This is a genomic window from Shinella curvata (genome assembly GCF_022899935.1).
GTDB lineage: Bacteria > Pseudomonadota > Alphaproteobacteria > Rhizobiales > Rhizobiaceae > Shinella > Shinella curvata.
The window spans coordinates 1-16,446 of the sequence record NZ_JALJCJ010000009.1 but is presented as its reverse complement, the minus strand read 5'-3'; the positions used below and the strand labels follow the sequence as shown (position 1 = coordinate 16,446).

The following is a 16,446-nucleotide window of genomic DNA, read 5'->3' as shown; positions in this document are numbered from 1 at the left end:
AAGTATCTCGACGCAACGTCGCCAGCGGACGGACGCGTGTTCATTGCTGCTATCGAGCGGTGCGGAAGCGCATTCGCCACGCATGGATTGGTGGCTGGCGACGATAATCTGCGAAGCATCGCTACAACCATTCACCGGTTGCGACATCAAACAACCGCAATGCAGGCTCATACGAGCTGGACTGCGACGCAGAGCCAAACGCAACGTTACTGGCCTGCAGGCCAGCAGAAGTCACGATCGATTATTCCTGAAATCACATCGTTCATGGAGCAAGCCTGATAGCGGCTTGAATTGTTCTTCTGAATCCACCACGCCAAAACGCCCGCTCTTTGACCAAAAGGCCATCACCTGCCAGCGCGGCGGCTGCCGCGACGCCGAATTGGCAGAACCTGACGAGGCGGTATGAGCAATATATCGTTCTGGCCCGCGAAGCTGCCCAAACCGGCGATCGCGTCCAGGCAGAAAACCTCTATCAGCACGCTGAGCATTTCTATCGGGCAGCAGCTCTGCAGAAGGCTGGCCAGCAACAATGAACGCAATATCAAGTATTCCCAACCCTGAGATTGCAGACGAAAAGGCCTGGTTGAAGATCCTTGCCCAATATCGCACGCCGCATGCCGGCCGCAGCATCTTCGAGCTGGCAGTTACAGCTCTACCTTTTGCCGCCTTCTGGACACTGACGTGGTTGGCGGTTCATTACGGCATCTGGGCAGGATTGATCCTGATCGTTCCGGCGGCGGGGTTTCTGTTGCGGCTGTTCATGATCCAGCACGACTGCGGCCATGGCTCCTTCTTTGCTCGCAGGCGCTTGGACGATTGGACAGGACGTGTTCTCGGTGTTCTCACCCTGACCCCTTACGACTACTGGCGCAGAGCGCACGCCAGCCACCACGCCTCGGCGGGAAATCTCGATGAGCGCGGCGTTGGTGACATCACCACTTTGACCGTAACCGAATACTTCGAACGGTCGTGGTGGGGACGGCTTCGATACCGCCTCTACCGGCATCCCCTCGTCATGTTCGGCATCGGTCCGGCCTGGCTGTTCCTGTTCCAGCAACGCCTGCCGGTCGGAATGATGCGCGACGGCTTACTTCCTTGGATGTCGACCATGGCTACGAACGCTGCGGTGATGGGGATCGCTGCGCTTCTGGTCTGGGCGATCGGCCCGGTCTCTTTCCTTCTTGTCCACCTCCCGATTGTTCTCCTGGCAGGATCGATCGGCGTTTGGCTTTTTTATGTGCAGCATCAATTCGAGGAGACACACTGGTCGAAAAAGCCGGAATGGCAGTTTCCAAAAGCCGCTCTGCACGGTGCATCGCATTATGATCTGCCGCGTCCGCTGCGTTGGCTGACCGGCAACATTGGCATTCACCACGTGCATCATCTCTCCAGCAAAGTCCCCTATTATCGCTTGCCAGATGTCCTTCGAAACCATCCCGAGCTCGGGGAGTTAGGCAGGATTACCCTTTGGCAGAGCCTCCAATGCGTGAAGCTGGTCCTGTGGGACGAAAGAAGCCGGAGGCTGATTTCGTTTCGTGAAGCCGCTGGTGTCGCATCAAAAGCATAGTCGTGTGTTTCGAAAACTTGTCCGACCAAAAATTCTCGTAAATAAATTTGTGCAGCGCAGCATTCGTAACCATTTGTAGTGCTAGAGCCCAATTTGGGCAAAGGAGACGGATGTGACGCAACGCAGGAACGCACGCGAGCTGATCGAGCTGAAGAACTTCGGTTCGAACCCCGGCATGCTGAAGTGCTGGCTTTATCTGCCGACCATTTTCGCTCCCAATACGCCGCTTGTGGTCGTCCTGCACGGATGCACGCAGAACGCAGCCACGTATGATCACGGGTCAGGTTGGTCGAAGCTGGCGGAAGAGAAGGGATTTGCGGTCCTCTTCCCGGAGCAACAGCGCGCCAACAACGCCAACCTATGTTTCAACTGGTTTGAGCCTGACGATATCCGGCGTAACGCGGGCGAAGCTCTTTCGATCCGGCAAATGATCGCACATGTGGTCGAGTCACACGGCATGGATACTGGCAAAATCTTTGTTACTGGGCTGTCGGCCGGAGGTGCGATGGCGAACGTCATGCTGGCGACATATCCCGAATTGTTTGCGGGTGGAGCAATCATCGGCGGGCTGCCTTATGGCACGGCCTCAGGGGTGGCCCAGGCTTTCGAACGGATGCGGGGTCAAAAGGCCCCGAGCGTCAGCCAGATGCAGTCGGCATTGAGGACCGCAGCATCTGGCTCGGGGTCCTGCCCACGCATCTCAGTGTGGCATGGAACACACGATCACACGGTTAAGGCGGTCAATGCCGCGCAGATCGTCCATCAGTGGGCTGGCGTGTCCCATATCTCCGACACGCCGGATGTGATCGAGTCCATCAATGGCCATACTCGGAAGGTCTGGCTCGACGAAAGCGGCAAACAGGTCATCGAAGTCTATCTTATCAAGGGCATGGCCCATGGTGTTCCTTTGTCATTTTCGGCTGAAACTCCACTGGGAAATTCCGGGCCGTTCATGCTGGAGGCAGGCATCTCCTCGACCGCGCGTATCGCCAGGGGTTGGGGGCTTGCCGATGATGCTGATGTCGCCATTGCCGAAGGCGCATACGAGCCCAGCCCGCAGCACACCGCCGCGCCCTCAGGCATTGAAGCTGTCATTGCCAAGGCAATGGCGTATGCAAAACCAGGCTTGGTTCGAAAAGCGGGAGGTCGAGACGAACAAGGCATCGGCAAGGCGATCAACGACGCTCTTCGGGCTGCCGGACTGATGCGTTGAGGAGCCGGTGCGGCGCGCGGAAGTTAGGCCTTTGCCCTGCCCTCAGGGGCAGCGGCCTCCCCATCAGCTTTTAGGGTCCGTTTCCATGCCGGTGCTCAACATTCATCATCGTACGACCTACAGCTTTCGAGAGACCGTGTCGCTGTCGCCGCACCGCCTTATGCTCAGGCCACGTGAAGGACGCGAGCTCAGGCTGCTGAGCCATGAGATTTCCATTTTCCCCGAGGCTGTGCTGAACTGGTCGAACGACGTATTCGGCAACACGATCGCTTCAGCGACATTCCAAACCCGCAGTGACAGCCTTGTTGTTGAGAGCTCGGCGACTGTGGATCTGACGGCGTCTGCATGGCCCGTCTTCGACGTTGCGGCGTCGGCAATAAACTATCCTTTCCTCTACCCCGACAACGATTGGACTGACCTCGGCGCGCTAACCGTTCAGCAGTATGACGATGTCCAGCAGCGGCTTGAGACATGGGCGCGCGGCTTCGTCGCCGGAAGACCGACGGATACGCTGTCTCTCCTCAAGGATATCAGCCTTGGTATTACTTCCTGTATCTCTTACCAAAGTCGGGAAGAGCAAGGCACGCAGGCGCCGCTAATCACTCTTGATCGGGGTTGGGGCTCCTGTAGGGACTTCGCTGTGTTATTCGCCGAAACGGCGCGCAGCCTGGGCTTTGGCGCCCGGATCGTCTCAGGCTATCTGTTCAATCCGGACAGTTCGCTCACCGGGTCGACGGACCAAGGATCAACGCACGCCTGGGCAGAAGTCTTCGTTCCGGGCGCTGGCTGGATCACATTCGATCCTACAAACCGCAGTGTGGGCGGCGCTAACCTGATCCCGGTAGCTGTGAGCCGCGACATCGCCCAGGCGGTTCCGGTTTCAGGTAGTTTCAACGGCGCGACGGATGCCTTCCCGTCAATGGACGTGGCCGTAGAAGTCAAAGCAATCGGCTCGACCTAAGCCAGTTGGCTTCAGGCCTGAGCAAATTGGAGCACTCAATGCTAGCGCTTCCGAGTTCTTACACCTTGATGAGATGCGAACTCACGACACCTAAATACATTCTCTGATTATCTGGACCAAGGATTAATCACTTTGAGCCCAGCAGCCTCAAAAGGGCTTGTGTCGCGAGTTGCAATCGCGAGGCCGTTTGCTGCCGCGGTGGCTGCAATGTAACCATCAGCCGTGCCGATCGCTTTCCCAGCTATTCGAGCGCGCGCCATCAGTTCGGAATAAGACTGAGAAGCAGCGAGGTCAAAGGACACGATCCGCTCGGAAAAGTGGGGCAGCACTTCGTCCTCAAGGCGGTCGCGAAGGATGGTTTGCCGTTTCCCTGAGGGCATAGCAGCGATACCGAAACGAAGTTCAGCAATCGTTATTGCCGAGAGGAACAGCGTTTCGATAGCTTGGTCGTCCAACCAAGCGATCACTGCCTGATCAGGAACTGGCTTCCAAGGTTCGGATATAAGATTGGTGTCCAGCAAGATCATTCAAAGGTCATCGGTTCAGCTGGTGTCTTATCGCGACTTTTCTGCAGGGCTTCAATGTCGCTTTCGGAAAGCTCGGCGTCTCGACCAATAGCGGTCAGCAACGAGCCAAGCTTAACTCGTTCATGAGGACGAACAGCGGCCTCGAGAATGTCACGGATTTCAGCTTCGGTGCTCCGACCATGATGAGCGGCTCGCACCCGCAGAGCACGATGTGTTTCGTCAGAGAGGTTTCGAATGGTTACCGCGGGCATTGATATCACCTCCAAACAAGTGATTTCTTTGATATCAAAATATACAGGGCGCTGCAAAACTGCAAGCCACTCATTAACGAGGTGGGCATCCGACCTGTAAGATGTCCCGCTCTTGAATGGATTCGAACGCTCGCCCCACTGGTTTGACTAGACCTAACGCACTGAAATTTCTCAGCGGCGTGCGGCGGCCTGCCCTCTGCGGAACGGCTGATATGGCACCGTCTCCATACGGTCCGCTTACCGAAAAAGGTCAACAAACGCGGACGAACCGATGCCTCGCCGACTTCCGCCATTGGCCCTTAGCGGTCATTCCGTCTGATCGTGGCCCATCATCGGCAACTGGCGCGGGCCGAAGCCGCTATTTGCCCTTACGGCTTAGCCTTTGAAAGTCCCACCGTATAATTCAGGGACGAGGTCTCGTTCGGCCTCGCCGCTGCGAACAAGTGAGATGATCGCATTGGCCACGAGATCGGGGGAGTGAGCTATCGACCGGGTTTGCATTTCCTGCGTTTTCGCCTTACCGACGCCAGACCTTACCGAACCGTAAAACTCCGTGCTGGTGATCGAGGGATGGATCGTGGAGACTAGGATGCCGAGGTCGGCTAGCTCCAGGCGAGCTACACTTGAGAGCATGTTGAGCGCTGCTTTCGAGCTCGTGTACGCCGCCGAGCCTGCATAGACCGCAAGCGTTGCGCCAGAACTCACGTTGATGATGCTTCCGCGACCACGTTCACGCATCCCTGGGATGACGGCTTGCATCGTGACCAGCGGTGCGACCGTGTTCAGGTCGAGCAATGCCCGGAAGTCATCCGCGGCGATATCGCCGATGTCAGCGTGGAGCCCTTGTCCCGCATTGTTGACGAGAACGTCTATATGGCCAAACTCCTCGACCGCAATTCGAACTGCGGCTTCCACCCGTTCAGGCCTTGTGACATCGCATTCGATTGCTAGCGCGTTCCCGAGTTCTTCGGCGAGTGAAGCGAGACGGTCCTTTCGACGGGCTAGCAGGACAAGCTTCGCTCCGGCCGCAGAAGCCGCGCGTGCTGTGGCCTCGCCTATACCGGACGAAGCTCCCGTGATCATGACGATTGCGTCTTTCAATTCCATTCGAAGCATCCTTATTCGCTGCAACGCAGGGTCCCCGATATGGGTCCGGCATTCACAAGGATTAGACCGACAACGACCTTTTCGCGTGTCCGATCCGACCTGTTATTTGCACAATCCAGCTTTCCGAGTTGATCTGCCAACCTCATCGTGCGATGGACGATTTATGAGCCAGACCTTGGAAAACCTGAAGAACTTCGCGCTGGAGAGGTCCACAGGCGCTGTCACTCAAACGGCCGTCCCGCGCGTGGACATCCTCAACGTTCGTGAGCCCACCGAACTTTTTCCGGAGATATACCAGCCCTTGGTTAGCCTGATCCTGCAGGGGAGGAAACGGCTCTCGATTGGCAGCGAGGTTTTGGAGTACGGGCCGGGGGACACGTTCATCGCATCCGTGGAGCTTCCTGTTGTCGGGGAAGTGGTTCAGGCTAGTCCGTCTGCGCCTTACCTTGCTCTGAGTTTGACATTCAAAAGTGCGGCAGTTGCGGAGCTAATGAAGGACGCGGGTGAACAGGTTGAGATGAATCAGACGCGTACCTTTAACGTCTATCGCGCGAGTGAAGACCTGCTCAATGCTTGGACCCGATTGCTACATCTGGCAGACAGGCCCCATGAGATCGGCGTGATGGCTCCGATGTTGGAACGCGAAATCCTGTTCAGACTGCTTCTCGGCCCGCAAGGAGCGATCCTTCGACAGGTGGCGAGCGTTGATAGCCGCTTCTCCCGGATCAGAGCGGTCCTTGCCTGGATCAGAAAAAACTACACCGCGCCGTTCCGAGCCGAACAGCTCGCAAAGATGGCAGGAATGAGTGTTTCCGCGTTTCATCGGGCTTTCAAAGCCAGCGTCGGTCTCTCGGCGCTCCAGTATCAGAAGCACATCCGGCTTTACGAAGGCCGCCGGATGCTGTTCGCATCCCCTGGAAACGTGAGCGTTGTCGCTCTTACGGTAGGCTACCAGAGCCTCTCGCAGTTCACCCGTGAATACACTAGGATGTTCGGTATACCTCCAGCCCGCGATGTCAAAAGCCTCCGGCAGAACTGATGCGTTGTCGCACACCACCGCGCCATTTGCAGCGGTAGCTATGTCCACTTCTGGCGCAAAGCCGTCGTTACGAGTGACCCGGAGATGGCTCGATCAAGATGCCTTGCCAGCGTCTTCGCCTTGAAAGGAATCGAACCAATGTCCCATCTGTTAAACTCATCAAGCACTTGAAAACACTCGATGACTTACTGCCCGTGAAGCGCCACCCACGTATTCAGCGCCGATCAGCGTTTTCCTGATCGGCGATCGCCTTGACGACCTCGAAGTCCATTTCGGCACACGACTCAATTCGAGCGACTTCGCTGGCGACCTTAGCCCAATGCCAGTATTCGTTGGCATGCCCTCGCGCGCGACTGCGCGCGGCTCTTCGCTGCGCCTCGTAATAGGCGTTGACTGGGTCCGCGGCGGCAAGCCGCCTAGCGTCCTCCTGCCAACGGCGGCGTATAATCCGGCGATTTTCAATCCACTGCCTCAGAAATCCGATCATGGCCGGCCCCACCGCGATGACAAGAGTCCAGATTGAGGAATCCAGATCGCAGAGCTGTCATCGCCGAACGGTATGGCGGTTCCTTCGTAGACACATATCCCAATCCAGGCGCAGATGACCGCGTCAAGCATGTCCTCAAACGCTTTCAGCTGCCATGCCGGAGCCTCAGCGGAAGGCAGCAGTAAGATCTCAGAGACGCCGGCGATTTCCTGTTCCAGCGCATTGATGATGGACAGCCAAGTTTCGAAGAGTTTGATACGTCGGCCGGCAGGGGTTTCCGATGGCCAGTAATTGCGGACCTTGCCCTGCTTGTAAGGCAGCCGCCTTTCGGCGCTCATCAATTCAACCAAGGCCGGATGCGGGTAGACTTCCATAAGGCCCGGCGCGCCAACTTCCTTCGTCAGCAAACGATATCCGCAACGCCCGAAGCCAGCTTTCAGATCGTCACTGATCTTCCCGGGCCTAATCGCGCTCGGAGTGTGCGTACTGCAATGACGGGCGCCGTAAGCCGCCGAAACCAGATTATCCGAAACGCGCCTCGTGGTGATTGGCTCAAGAGAAAGGGGCATATCCACGGCAACAAGATCGACCGGAGTTTCAGCTATCCTCTCCGCAGCAGCGAGCAGAGCGGTGGGTTCGGCGACGCAGCCAAAAGGGCGTGAATTCGAGATGAGATCCGCTTTGCCGTAATCCAAAAGATAACGATAGGACGATCCAGCAAAGATAAGGCGCCAATTGCTAGACGTGGAGGAAATCAGAGCGACGCCGCTCGGCTGACTCGCGGTCCAGGCCGCGTCAATACCCAGAATGGTCGTCATAGCCTCTCCCGGCCATTCAGGCAGCCCTGAAGCGATCGAATGCGGTCAGATATTTGACCGGCGGATCAGCATCCCATCGATAAATTTCCGTGCGCAGAAAGTGCAGCTCCTCCTCCAATGTCTCTTCGGGAAGCTCAATCCACCAAGACTTCGGGCGGCCGTCGGAACCGTCCGACCAGCGGTAACCCCGCGCTTTCAGGTGATCCTTCATGTCGAAGGGGCTGTTTTCGGCATAAATGCGAACCCGCGACCGCTGGCTGACCTGATAAAGTTCAGCGAACGGCGCGCTGGTTGCGCCAGGCCGGACCTGCCCAAGGACCTCCAGAAGGGCGAAACAATCATCGACCGCACGGTGGCCGTCATGGAAATATCCGGATTGGCCGATCAGATAGCCGAGCTTGCTGCCCTCGAAGCCGCGCGCGGACCAGTCAACTTCCGAAACAGAACAAGCCCACGCCTTGTGGACGAAGATCGGCGAAAATGCCTCGCAGAATGGACGGTCGAAACCGGCGTTGTGGGCGATGACGAGATCGGCTGGCTCGATCAAGGCGTTCAGTCGAGCGGCGTCGATAACGTGTCCCGCGACCATGTCATCTGTGATCCCAGTGAGGAGAGTAATGTCGGCCGGGATCGTGATCGTCGGCTGCTGAAGTCCGCCATAGACACCCGTCACGTCGCCAAGCGCTCCCTCGTCGTTGAAGGTGAAGGCAATCACGCCAATTTCGATGATTTCGTCGGTGCTGTGGTTCAATCCTGTGGTCTCGGTATCGAGAATGATGCCCCGGCGCGGAAATTCCGGACGAGGCCAATCGACGATCGGACGCGGCTGAAGTTTGCGCAAGATGCGATAATTGCCGGTCGCTTCCAGATGATGGGCCATGGCTTCATCATCAGTGCCTCCAATGTCGTTCGCTGTAACCGACGGTCGGGCGTCTCGGGCTGCGGTCGGCGTAACAGGAGCTGCGAAGAAGTCGAGTTGCGAGGCCATTCCAGTCCAATCCGATTGCAGCGTCGTCGAGCGCACAATACGTATTGGCATCCGTGCGAGCAATGACCACCCCCGCTCTACCAGTGCGCCTCAAGCGTAGTGCCAAGAATGCACACGCAACCGCCATTTCAAGCAAGGAATTACTTTGGCCTTGAGCATCGAAATCGTAGGATGCCGGCGTTGATTTGATCATTTTGAGAGCATCCATGAACGATCAGACGCACCAGCCGAGCCGGGAACATCATTTCTACGTTTCGATCGCCAAGTCTCTGTTTCACCATCCTCAATACGGCATTGTGGTTGTCCGCGATCCCATAAGGCTGGCCGATGCCAAGCAGCGCGGGCTGGATCCTATCATGCTCTACGGCGTCACCGTCGCTGGGCTGCCGATCCGCTGGCTGACATTCTCCACTATCATCCAGCGCAAATCGTTGAGAAAGGTCCTGCTGACGGCTTGGAAAGAAGCGGAGGGGTTGCGTGGCATGCCGGATGTTCTTCGCGTCAACCGCTATGTGGCACAGGCAGATCCAGAATTGGTGGCGGATCTAGCCAGGATCGGCGTCCGCCTTGAGGTTGTCGACGCCAAGGATAAGGCGGTTCCCGCATCGCTACGCTCGGCTCATGACGCCTCCCGATGGCTGTCGCGACGGCACGACCCGGTCGATTTGTCGCTGGCCGCATCCGTGGAAGCGCTTTGTCTGGATGCACATGCAGATCATGATTGGCGAGCGAGCCGCAGTCCTCGTGGCCTGAGCAATCGAAAACTGGAACACAGCATCGCGCAATGGCTGAACTTGCCGATGCGCCAACCGCCATCTGTTCGCCTCGAAAATCTGGAATGGGAAGCGGGTTCATGGCTGTCATCCTGGGAGACGGCGCTCCCGCCCGACCAGCCGCGTCATTTTAGCCATAACGGCCATGGTCGTAGGACTTGGCTGCTCCTGGGAGAGGACCGGTCGGAGGATACCGATGACGACGATGACGAATTCCCAGCCTACGAAGAGCACGACAATACCGCTGAAATCGCCAAGCATCTGGTAGCTTGCTGGCCCAATCCACCGAAAGAGATTGCAGCCGCGGCCGGAATCACCCTGCGCCAACTTCAGTGGTTTACCTCGGAACGTGCAACTCTCGACAAATCGACCCACTACGACCTGCGGCATCTACTGGGGATCGAGTACGATGAGCGGATGGGCGGCTATGCGCCCGCAGGACCTTATGTTCTGATCGCCAGGAAAGCCCAAGCCATCGAGGCGATCTATCATGAGATTTCCGGAGGCGGCGATGCCTGCCCCTGCGAACTCGTTCCGGCTCAAGGACAGGCTGATCCGAGCTGGAGATACGCCTTGATCAACGCGCATAGCACACCGCCGACCATTGTCATGGCCTCTCGAGGCGATGCGATCACGGAACGACTTCCCGACCTGCTTCTAAACTACGAAGGCATCCGGCCGGTTTCGCCTGCGTTTTACCGCGACGTGATCACCACCTGCGCCAGAGCCTGCCTGACTCCTCGGGCCAACGTCCGGGAGATGACGGAATTCGCGAAACGGTACGAACAACATTGGATCAATTCCGCATGGCTTCCGGACTGAACGTTCTGGTAGAGCTTAACCCTGATGTCTGATCGTGTTCGAACATACCGGCCTGGTTTCTTTGCGCGCTTCCTTCCGCAGGGAAAATGGAAGCTGACGTTGCGCCTATCCTCACTGGCGACCGTACAAATTAATCAAATCGGCGCCGATAACCTTGCTTGCCTGGATATTGCAGCCATTTCCGTTGGCAAGACGCTGCTATGGCATTCGGTCGAAGTCCGGTCTCGCAACAAGGTCTACAGGCTGTCCTGCCTTGGAGAAGAGGCAGCAACGCGGCTGGCGGCCGATCTCTACAGTTTCATCAATAGCCACCTTTTCGAGCTGATCGGCTCTGATCCCGAGCATCTGAACGCCGTGGATACGAAACTGATGGCTATCGTGGAGGGACAACGCCAATATCTCGCCCATGCCGACCTTGCACGGGCTATTGCCAGTGTAGATGGCGAAGCCGCAATCGCGCTTTCGCACCCGCTGTTTGATCCGGAGTTGATGACGGCTACCTTGAAAGCGACGCTTCCACGATCGCTCGCCTTCATTACCGATCCGGCTGTCCGCGACAGATATAACGATGCGTTTGTCTCGGCCGAGCTGGCGAGATACCAATCGTTCTTCGATGATCTGGACGGCCGGTCCTTGTCCGATCAGCAGCGCGAAGCCTGCATTCGGCTGGAAGACAACAATCTTCTCGTTGCCTCTGCCGGATCGGGCAAGTCCGCCACCATGGTCGGCAAGGTCGCCTACGTCCTCGACAAGCAGCTTTGCCGCCCGGAAGAGATCCTCGTGCTCGCTTTCAACAAGAGCGCAGCCGACGAGCTGAAGGAGCGAATTGCGCGGCAGCTGACGGTCGATCCGAGCGATCTGGAAAGCAAGGTGACTACGTTTCATGCGCTTGGTCGCGGCATTATCGAAGAAGTCGAAGGTCGCCCGCCACAGCTAGCCGACTGGGTGGAGCATCCCGCCGGCGAGGCGAAGGTCATCGAACAGATCATTGACGAGCTGCTGCGATCGGATCCGGAATTCGCCCGGCTGTGGGTCAACCTCCTCGTCCTTCATCCCAAGGCGGATATTCCGGCAGAGACGTTTGATTCCAAGGCAGACTACGACCGCTACCTCTCTGCACGCCGTCGGAAGGGCAATGCAACTGTTGGCACGATGGCTGGCATCTATGTGAAATCGCTTCAGGAACAGACGATCGTCAACTGGCTCTGGCTGTACTCCGTCGAATTCGAATACGAGCGTCAGATCCCCATTGAAGAGGACAATGGTGGGATCCGGCATGTGCATCCGGACTTCCACTACCCTGCCAGCAACACCATCCATGAGCACCTCGCCATCAATGCGGATGGTTCCTCCCCGTTCGACAACTACATCACCCATGCCGAACAGAAGATGACCGCCTACCGCAACGCCGGCATCGACGTATTCCAGACAACATCAGCGCAAGCGCGCGACGGATCGCTGCTCACAGTCCTGCAGGCAGAAATCACGAAACGAGGCATTCCGCTCGAACAAAAGAGCTACACGGCAATCGTCAAGGCTCTCGAGCCTGTGGTCATCAAGCATTATCACAAGCTGGTTGCAGTCTGCATCAAGCACATCCGCGCCAGCCATCTGACGCTCGACATGCTGCTTGAACGTGCCAAATCGCTCCATGACCAGACCCGCGCCCGAGAATTTGCGCAGGCGATCTGGAAGATCACGCAATCCTATTCACGGAGGCTCGACCAGGCCAAACGCATCGATTTCGACTCGATGATCGCCAACGCCACGCAATTCGTTGAGACGGGCAAGTATCAGAGCCCCTACTCCCTGATCCTTGTCGATGAGTTCCAGGATATCTCGGAGCCCCGCGCGAACCTGATCAAGGCGCTGAAACATCAGAAGCCGTTCACCAAAATCTTTGCCGTTGGTGACGACTGGCAGTCGATCTATCGCTTTGCTGGTTCGGACATCACCATCTTCACGCAGTTCGAGGCGAATTTCGGCGCAAGCTGGCAAGGGCGCCTGGAGCAGACGTACCGTTGCAACCAGTTGATCGCGGAGACGGCCGCCAACTTTGTGCAGCGCAATGCCGCTCAGCTGAAGAAGTCGGTGCGGTCAACGAGAGCGGCCATTCCACGCTCGATAAGGGTCATTCCGATCAGTGGTGAAGGAAGCAACCCGGATTTTAGCAAGGCGTGTCACCAGTTATTGCGACGTCTCGATACGTTCCTCGGCGGGATTTCAGGGCAGTGGAAGAGCGATGAACGCGGAAAGCTCAAGGTTATGGTGCTGTGGCGCTATAATCAGCTCGATCCGTTCAGGGGAGCACCCCCAAAGTTTGAACATATCGAGGTTTCGGGACTGTCGTTCCATCGCGCCAAAGGGCTCGAGGCCGACTACATAATCCTGCTCGATGTCAGCGAAGGCGATTACGGTGTGCCGAGCCGGATCGAGGACGACGAACTTCTCAATCTGGTCATGCCACGACCAGAAACCTTCGAGTTTGCCGAAGAGCGTCGCCTTTTCTATGTCGCATTGACTCGGGCAAGCCGCGGCGTGTTCTTGCTTACAAATAGCCGGGAGCCTTCACGGTATATCCGCGAACTTTCCGACATTGCCGGCGACGATCTGCGATTTGAATCAATCGATGGCGATCCCCTGCATCAATGTCCCAAATGCCGGGTTGGCCAGTTGGTCGAAAGGAATGGTCGCGGCAACAGTCGGTTTCTGGGGTGCAATCAGTATCCAGAATGCGAGCACACCGCACAGTTGCGCTGAACCGTTTAAGGCGATGCGAGTCCATTACGCCGAGGGAGCATCGAACCGCGCACGTCACTTTTAAATTGGCGCAGATAGTCAATTCAGAATTGACAAATTGACCTTCTTATAAAGTTTCGTTCGCGCCTGCTTTAATTTTGTGGCATAAGGTCAAACATGAATGGACAATCAGAGACAAAGTTAAAGCACCTTCTCCAGCAAGTCCCGCCCGGCTTCCTGGTGGACTCGAGATGGATGGCCCGCCATGCCATCTCGCGACAATCCGTGTCAGGCTATCTCAAGCGGGGCTGGCTCGAGCCGGTCATGTCTGGTGTGTACCGCCGCCCATTCTCCTCCGATACCAATCCAGAAGCTGTCCGGGGCTGGAAGATACCCCTGCTCTCAGCCGTCTGGCTCATGCGGCATGAGTTCCATGTCGGCGGGGCGAGCTCCCTCACATTGCGGGGACATGCTCATTACCTCTCGTTCGGCAGCGAATTTGTCCTCTATCTCTACGGATCCGATATTCCGACATGGCTATCGAAGCTGCGGACGGACGCTGATGTGAAGACCAGGAGTAACGTTCTGTTCGGCGAAGGGGCGACCGGCATCGATGACGCGGATTTTGACCTTTCCAACGACGATGATCCCGAGCTGGCACAAAGCCCATGGCGCTGGCCAATGCCGATGTCCTCACCCGAACGCGCGATCCTCGAAATGATAGACGAAGTTCCGAAGGGCGAAAGCTTCCATAAGGTGGACGTGGCGTTCGAGAGCCTTGCCAATCTGCGCCCGAGATTATTGACGACGCTCCTTACCCTGTGCCGAAGCGTCAAAACCAAGCGCCTTTTCTTCGCGTTTGCTGACAAGCACAATCATGCCTGGCGCCGGCACATCGACGTCTCCTCCGTCGATCTCGGCAAGGGCGACCGAGCGCTGACACCGGGCGGCCGGCTGCACCCCATCTATCGCATCACAGTCCCGAATGACTTGATGCCAAAGGAGGCCCCCTATGGCCCGTGACCAATACATGCGCCAAGTCGACCTCTTGGTGCGGACCCTTCCATTCATCGCCCGCCACGGGGCCTTCGCCCTGAAGGGTGGAACGGCGATCAACCTCTTCTATCGCGACATGCCGCGGCTCTCGGTCGATATCGACTTGACCTATCTGCCGATCGAGGATCGCGAAACGACGCTGAAAAATATCGACACGACACTGGAGCACATCCGTGAAGACTTGATGGGCAACCTGCGCGGCGTGAACGTCCAGAGGATCGTCGGCGGCGGTAACAACGATACCCGGCTCCTCGTCCGGCAGGGCATTGCCGAAATCAAGGTCGAGACATCTCCCGTTGCGCGCGGAACTGTCCATCCACCTGAACGCCGACGCGTGAGCGCGGCCGTAGAGGACAAATTCGGCTTCGCCGAAATGCAGGTCGTTTCGTTCGAGGACCTGTTTGGCGGAAAGCTCCATGCGGCGGTAGACCGTCAGCATCCGCGTGATCTGTTCGACGTAAAGCTGCTCTACGAAAACGAGGGCCTGACCGACGCCCTGTTCCGGACATTCCTGATTTACGTCGCCAGCTCCGGACGCCCGCCGCACGAGCTTGTGCGTCCGTCGCTTGCAGACCTCGACGAGGCCTTCGTGAAGGAATTCGAGGGGATGACGATCGAGCCCGTCGGCCTCGACGACCTGAAAGCCGCGAGAAGCCGGATGACGGCGGATATTCTCGCAAAGCTGGACGACAATGCGATGCGCTTCCTGCTGTCGCTCCACGACGGCGAACCGGATTTTGAAGCTATCGGGCTGCCAAAAGCCGCGGAGCTGCCGGCCGTCCGCTGGAAGCTCCTAAATTTGCAGAAGTTGAAGGAGCAAAACCCTACGAAACACGCCGAGCAGCGGCGGGAGATCGAGGAGATTACCTCGGAGACTCACAAGGATTCCGGAGGCGACAAGACCTGACCTATGGGCACTTCGATTGAACTGACGGTGGGTGGCGTCTGCCTCGACTATGCCAAAAACAATATGGGGCACGATTACGGCTACTTTTTTCAAAGCCAGGATTTGGCGCGTCGGCCATGCACCGGCATAGACTACGACTACTATGCCGATCACCCTGAGGAGGAAGACGAGCTCGCTGAGAGCGAGCTTTCCTTCGTTCGCCCGCTGTCGCGGGTCGTTCCGAGACTGCAGATTCTCGGCCACACCCTGAAGACCGCCAAGTCGGAGTACGAGGCTCTCGCGGCCGAGTCGGCAGACATTTCAGGGATGGTCGCGAACGGACGGAGGCCAGAGCACTTAGCCTTCGAGGAATTCTGCGCTCTTGCCAACCACTTCCCCCTGACAAGCCTTGCGCAGGAGTATGTGGAGTACGAGACCGACGACCGCGACATCGTTTCGCAAGGGCGCTTTGCCGTCCTTGCGGAGAGATTTGCCCGTGTCCCCTGGACCGAGAACTCCAATTCCTATTGGTCCGAGGCGAGCTACCTGTCGTCAAAAATCTGCATCCTGAGCGCTGCTTCGATGCTCTTAATCTTCGCTCAGGATCCGCGGAATGCGGAGGCGGAGGTGATATGGCAGTTCGGCGATATCGTGAATGCAGGTTGGGCCGCACGGGGGGACTTTGTCGCCGGCGCGGACCGAAAGCAGACGATCTTGGTCGCGACTGGAGGTGCGTCGGATGCTCGGATCCTGCGTCGTGCGCTCGACCTCCTTCGGCCCGACATCGCGGATTTCTTCCGCTTTATTGACGGCGATGAGCGGCATCACTTTTGGGGCACCGGCAATCTGGTCCGGTTTGCCGAGGGACTGGTGCGGATCGACATCCAGAACCAGGTGCTGTTCCTTCTCGACAACGATGCGGAAGGGGTGGATGCGTACCGCAAGCTCAAGGATCTGAATATGCCGGCGAACCTGCGCAGCATGGTTTTGCCGAATGTTGAGGAACTGCGGAGCTTTCCGGCACTTGGCCCGGAGGGGCTCAGCAACTGCGACATCAATGGCCGCGCCGCGGCGATTGAATGCTATCTCGACCTCAATCTTCCCGGCTATCCGCCGGCGCAGGTGATCTGGAGCAATTGACCTGCCACTGAATTTTCATCCGGCTGCGATTAGAGCCTCGGTGGTTTTTGATACGCCAAATGGCGGGGTGGG

General features: G+C 57.5%; 17 protein-coding genes. 11 read left to right on the top strand and 6 right to left on the bottom strand.

The window, feature by feature from the left end; all coding sequences use genetic code 11:
* Positions 1–82: 82 nt before the first annotated feature.
* The 5 genes from MUU55_RS26290 (at position 83) to MUU55_RS26270 (ending at position 3,741) form a co-directional block, all read left to right on the top strand.
* Positions 83–406: a hypothetical protein gene (locus tag MUU55_RS26290; RefSeq protein ID WP_244763896.1), complete on the top strand. Its 324-nt coding sequence runs from the start codon at positions 83–85 to the stop codon at positions 404–406.
* A complete protein-coding gene (locus MUU55_RS29420; protein ID WP_425314236.1) occupies positions 330–533 on the top strand; it encodes a DUF4167 domain-containing protein in 204 nt (67 codons plus the stop codon). The genes MUU55_RS26290 and MUU55_RS29420 overlap by 77 nt, the downstream gene beginning before the upstream one ends.
* Positions 530–1,567 (top strand): fatty acid desaturase, encoded by a 1,038-nt coding sequence (locus tag MUU55_RS26280; RefSeq protein ID WP_244763745.1) that lies wholly within the window; start codon positions 530–532, stop codon positions 1,565–1,567. The genes MUU55_RS29420 and MUU55_RS26280 overlap by 4 nt, the downstream gene beginning before the upstream one ends.
* Positions 1,568–1,679: 112 nt before the next feature.
* The gene (locus MUU55_RS26275; RefSeq protein ID WP_244763744.1) at positions 1,680–2,780 is read left to right on the top strand and encodes an extracellular catalytic domain type 1 short-chain-length polyhydroxyalkanoate depolymerase; all 1,101 of its coding nucleotides are present in this window, start codon (positions 1,680–1,682) and stop codon (positions 2,778–2,780) included.
* An 85-nt stretch (positions 2,781–2,865) separates the two neighbouring features.
* Positions 2,866–3,741, top strand: coding sequence for a transglutaminase family protein (locus MUU55_RS26270; RefSeq protein WP_244763743.1), 876 nt, complete (start codon positions 2,866–2,868; stop codon positions 3,739–3,741).
* 107 nt (positions 3,742–3,848) lie between these two features.
* On the opposite strand, the gene MUU55_RS26265 is transcribed toward MUU55_RS26270, so the two are convergent.
* The 3 genes from MUU55_RS26265 to MUU55_RS26255 form a co-directional block, all read right to left on the bottom strand.
* Positions 3,849–4,268: a type II toxin-antitoxin system VapC family toxin gene (locus MUU55_RS26265; protein ID WP_244763742.1), complete on the bottom strand. Its 420-nt coding sequence runs from the start codon at positions 4,266–4,268 to the stop codon at positions 3,849–3,851.
* A complete protein-coding gene (locus MUU55_RS26260) occupies positions 4,265–4,519 on the bottom strand; it encodes a FitA-like ribbon-helix-helix domain-containing protein (RefSeq protein ID WP_244763741.1) in 255 nt (84 codons plus the stop codon). The genes MUU55_RS26265 and MUU55_RS26260 overlap by 4 nt, the downstream gene beginning before the upstream one ends.
* Positions 4,520–4,894: 375 nt before the next feature.
* Entirely contained in the window at positions 4,895–5,626 is a 732-nt protein-coding gene (locus tag MUU55_RS26255) for an SDR family oxidoreductase (RefSeq protein WP_244763740.1), read from the bottom strand.
* A 163-nt stretch (positions 5,627–5,789) separates the two neighbouring features.
* Here MUU55_RS26255 and MUU55_RS26250 point away from each other — a divergent pair, with 163 nt between their 5' ends.
* Positions 5,790–6,665, top strand: a complete 876-nt coding sequence (locus tag MUU55_RS26250) for an AraC family transcriptional regulator (RefSeq protein WP_244763739.1) — start codon at positions 5,790–5,792, stop codon at positions 6,663–6,665.
* A gap of 214 nt (positions 6,666–6,879) precedes the next feature.
* On the opposite strand, the gene MUU55_RS26245 is transcribed toward MUU55_RS26250, so the two are convergent.
* From MUU55_RS26245 to MUU55_RS26235, 3 genes are read right to left on the bottom strand one after another with little or no spacing between them, the layout of a single operon-like run.
* The gene (locus MUU55_RS26245; RefSeq protein WP_244763738.1) at positions 6,880–7,152 is read right to left on the bottom strand and encodes a hypothetical protein; all 273 of its coding nucleotides are present in this window, start codon (positions 7,150–7,152) and stop codon (positions 6,880–6,882) included.
* Entirely contained in the window at positions 7,149–7,970 is an 822-nt protein-coding gene (locus MUU55_RS26240; RefSeq protein WP_244763737.1) for a DUF429 domain-containing protein, read from the bottom strand. The genes MUU55_RS26245 and MUU55_RS26240 overlap by 4 nt, the downstream gene beginning before the upstream one ends.
* A 16-nt stretch (positions 7,971–7,986) precedes the next feature.
* Positions 7,987–8,958, bottom strand: coding sequence for a 3'-5' exonuclease (locus MUU55_RS26235; protein ID WP_244763736.1), 972 nt, complete (start codon positions 8,956–8,958; stop codon positions 7,987–7,989).
* Positions 8,959–9,164: 206 nt separating this feature from the next.
* Here MUU55_RS26235 and MUU55_RS26230 point away from each other — a divergent pair, with 206 nt between their 5' ends.
* The 5 genes from MUU55_RS26230 to MUU55_RS26210 all read left to right on the top strand — a co-directional run bounded on the left by MUU55_RS26230 (position 9,165) and on the right by MUU55_RS26210 (position 16,374).
* Positions 9,165–10,553 (top strand): hypothetical protein, encoded by a 1,389-nt coding sequence (locus MUU55_RS26230; RefSeq protein WP_244763735.1) that lies wholly within the window; start codon positions 9,165–9,167, stop codon positions 10,551–10,553.
* 24 nt (positions 10,554–10,577) lie between these two features.
* Positions 10,578–13,313 (top strand): UvrD-helicase domain-containing protein, encoded by a 2,736-nt coding sequence (locus tag MUU55_RS26225; protein WP_244763734.1) that lies wholly within the window; start codon positions 10,578–10,580, stop codon positions 13,311–13,313.
* 156 nt (positions 13,314–13,469) lie between these two features.
* A complete protein-coding gene (locus MUU55_RS26220) occupies positions 13,470–14,315 on the top strand; it encodes a type IV toxin-antitoxin system AbiEi family antitoxin domain-containing protein (protein WP_244763733.1) in 846 nt (281 codons plus the stop codon).
* On the top strand, positions 14,305–15,255 hold the full coding sequence (locus MUU55_RS26215) for a nucleotidyl transferase AbiEii/AbiGii toxin family protein (RefSeq protein ID WP_244763732.1): 951 nt from the start codon (positions 14,305–14,307) through the stop codon (positions 15,253–15,255). Before MUU55_RS26220 ends, MUU55_RS26215 begins: the two co-directional genes overlap by 11 nt.
* 3 nt (positions 15,256–15,258) lie before the next feature.
* Positions 15,259–16,374 carry a HEPN/Toprim-associated domain-containing protein gene (locus MUU55_RS26210; protein WP_244763731.1) on the top strand — a complete coding sequence of 372 codons (1,116 nt, stop codon included), beginning with the start codon at positions 15,259–15,261 and terminating at the stop codon, positions 16,372–16,374.
* Positions 16,375–16,446: the final 72 nt, after the last annotated feature.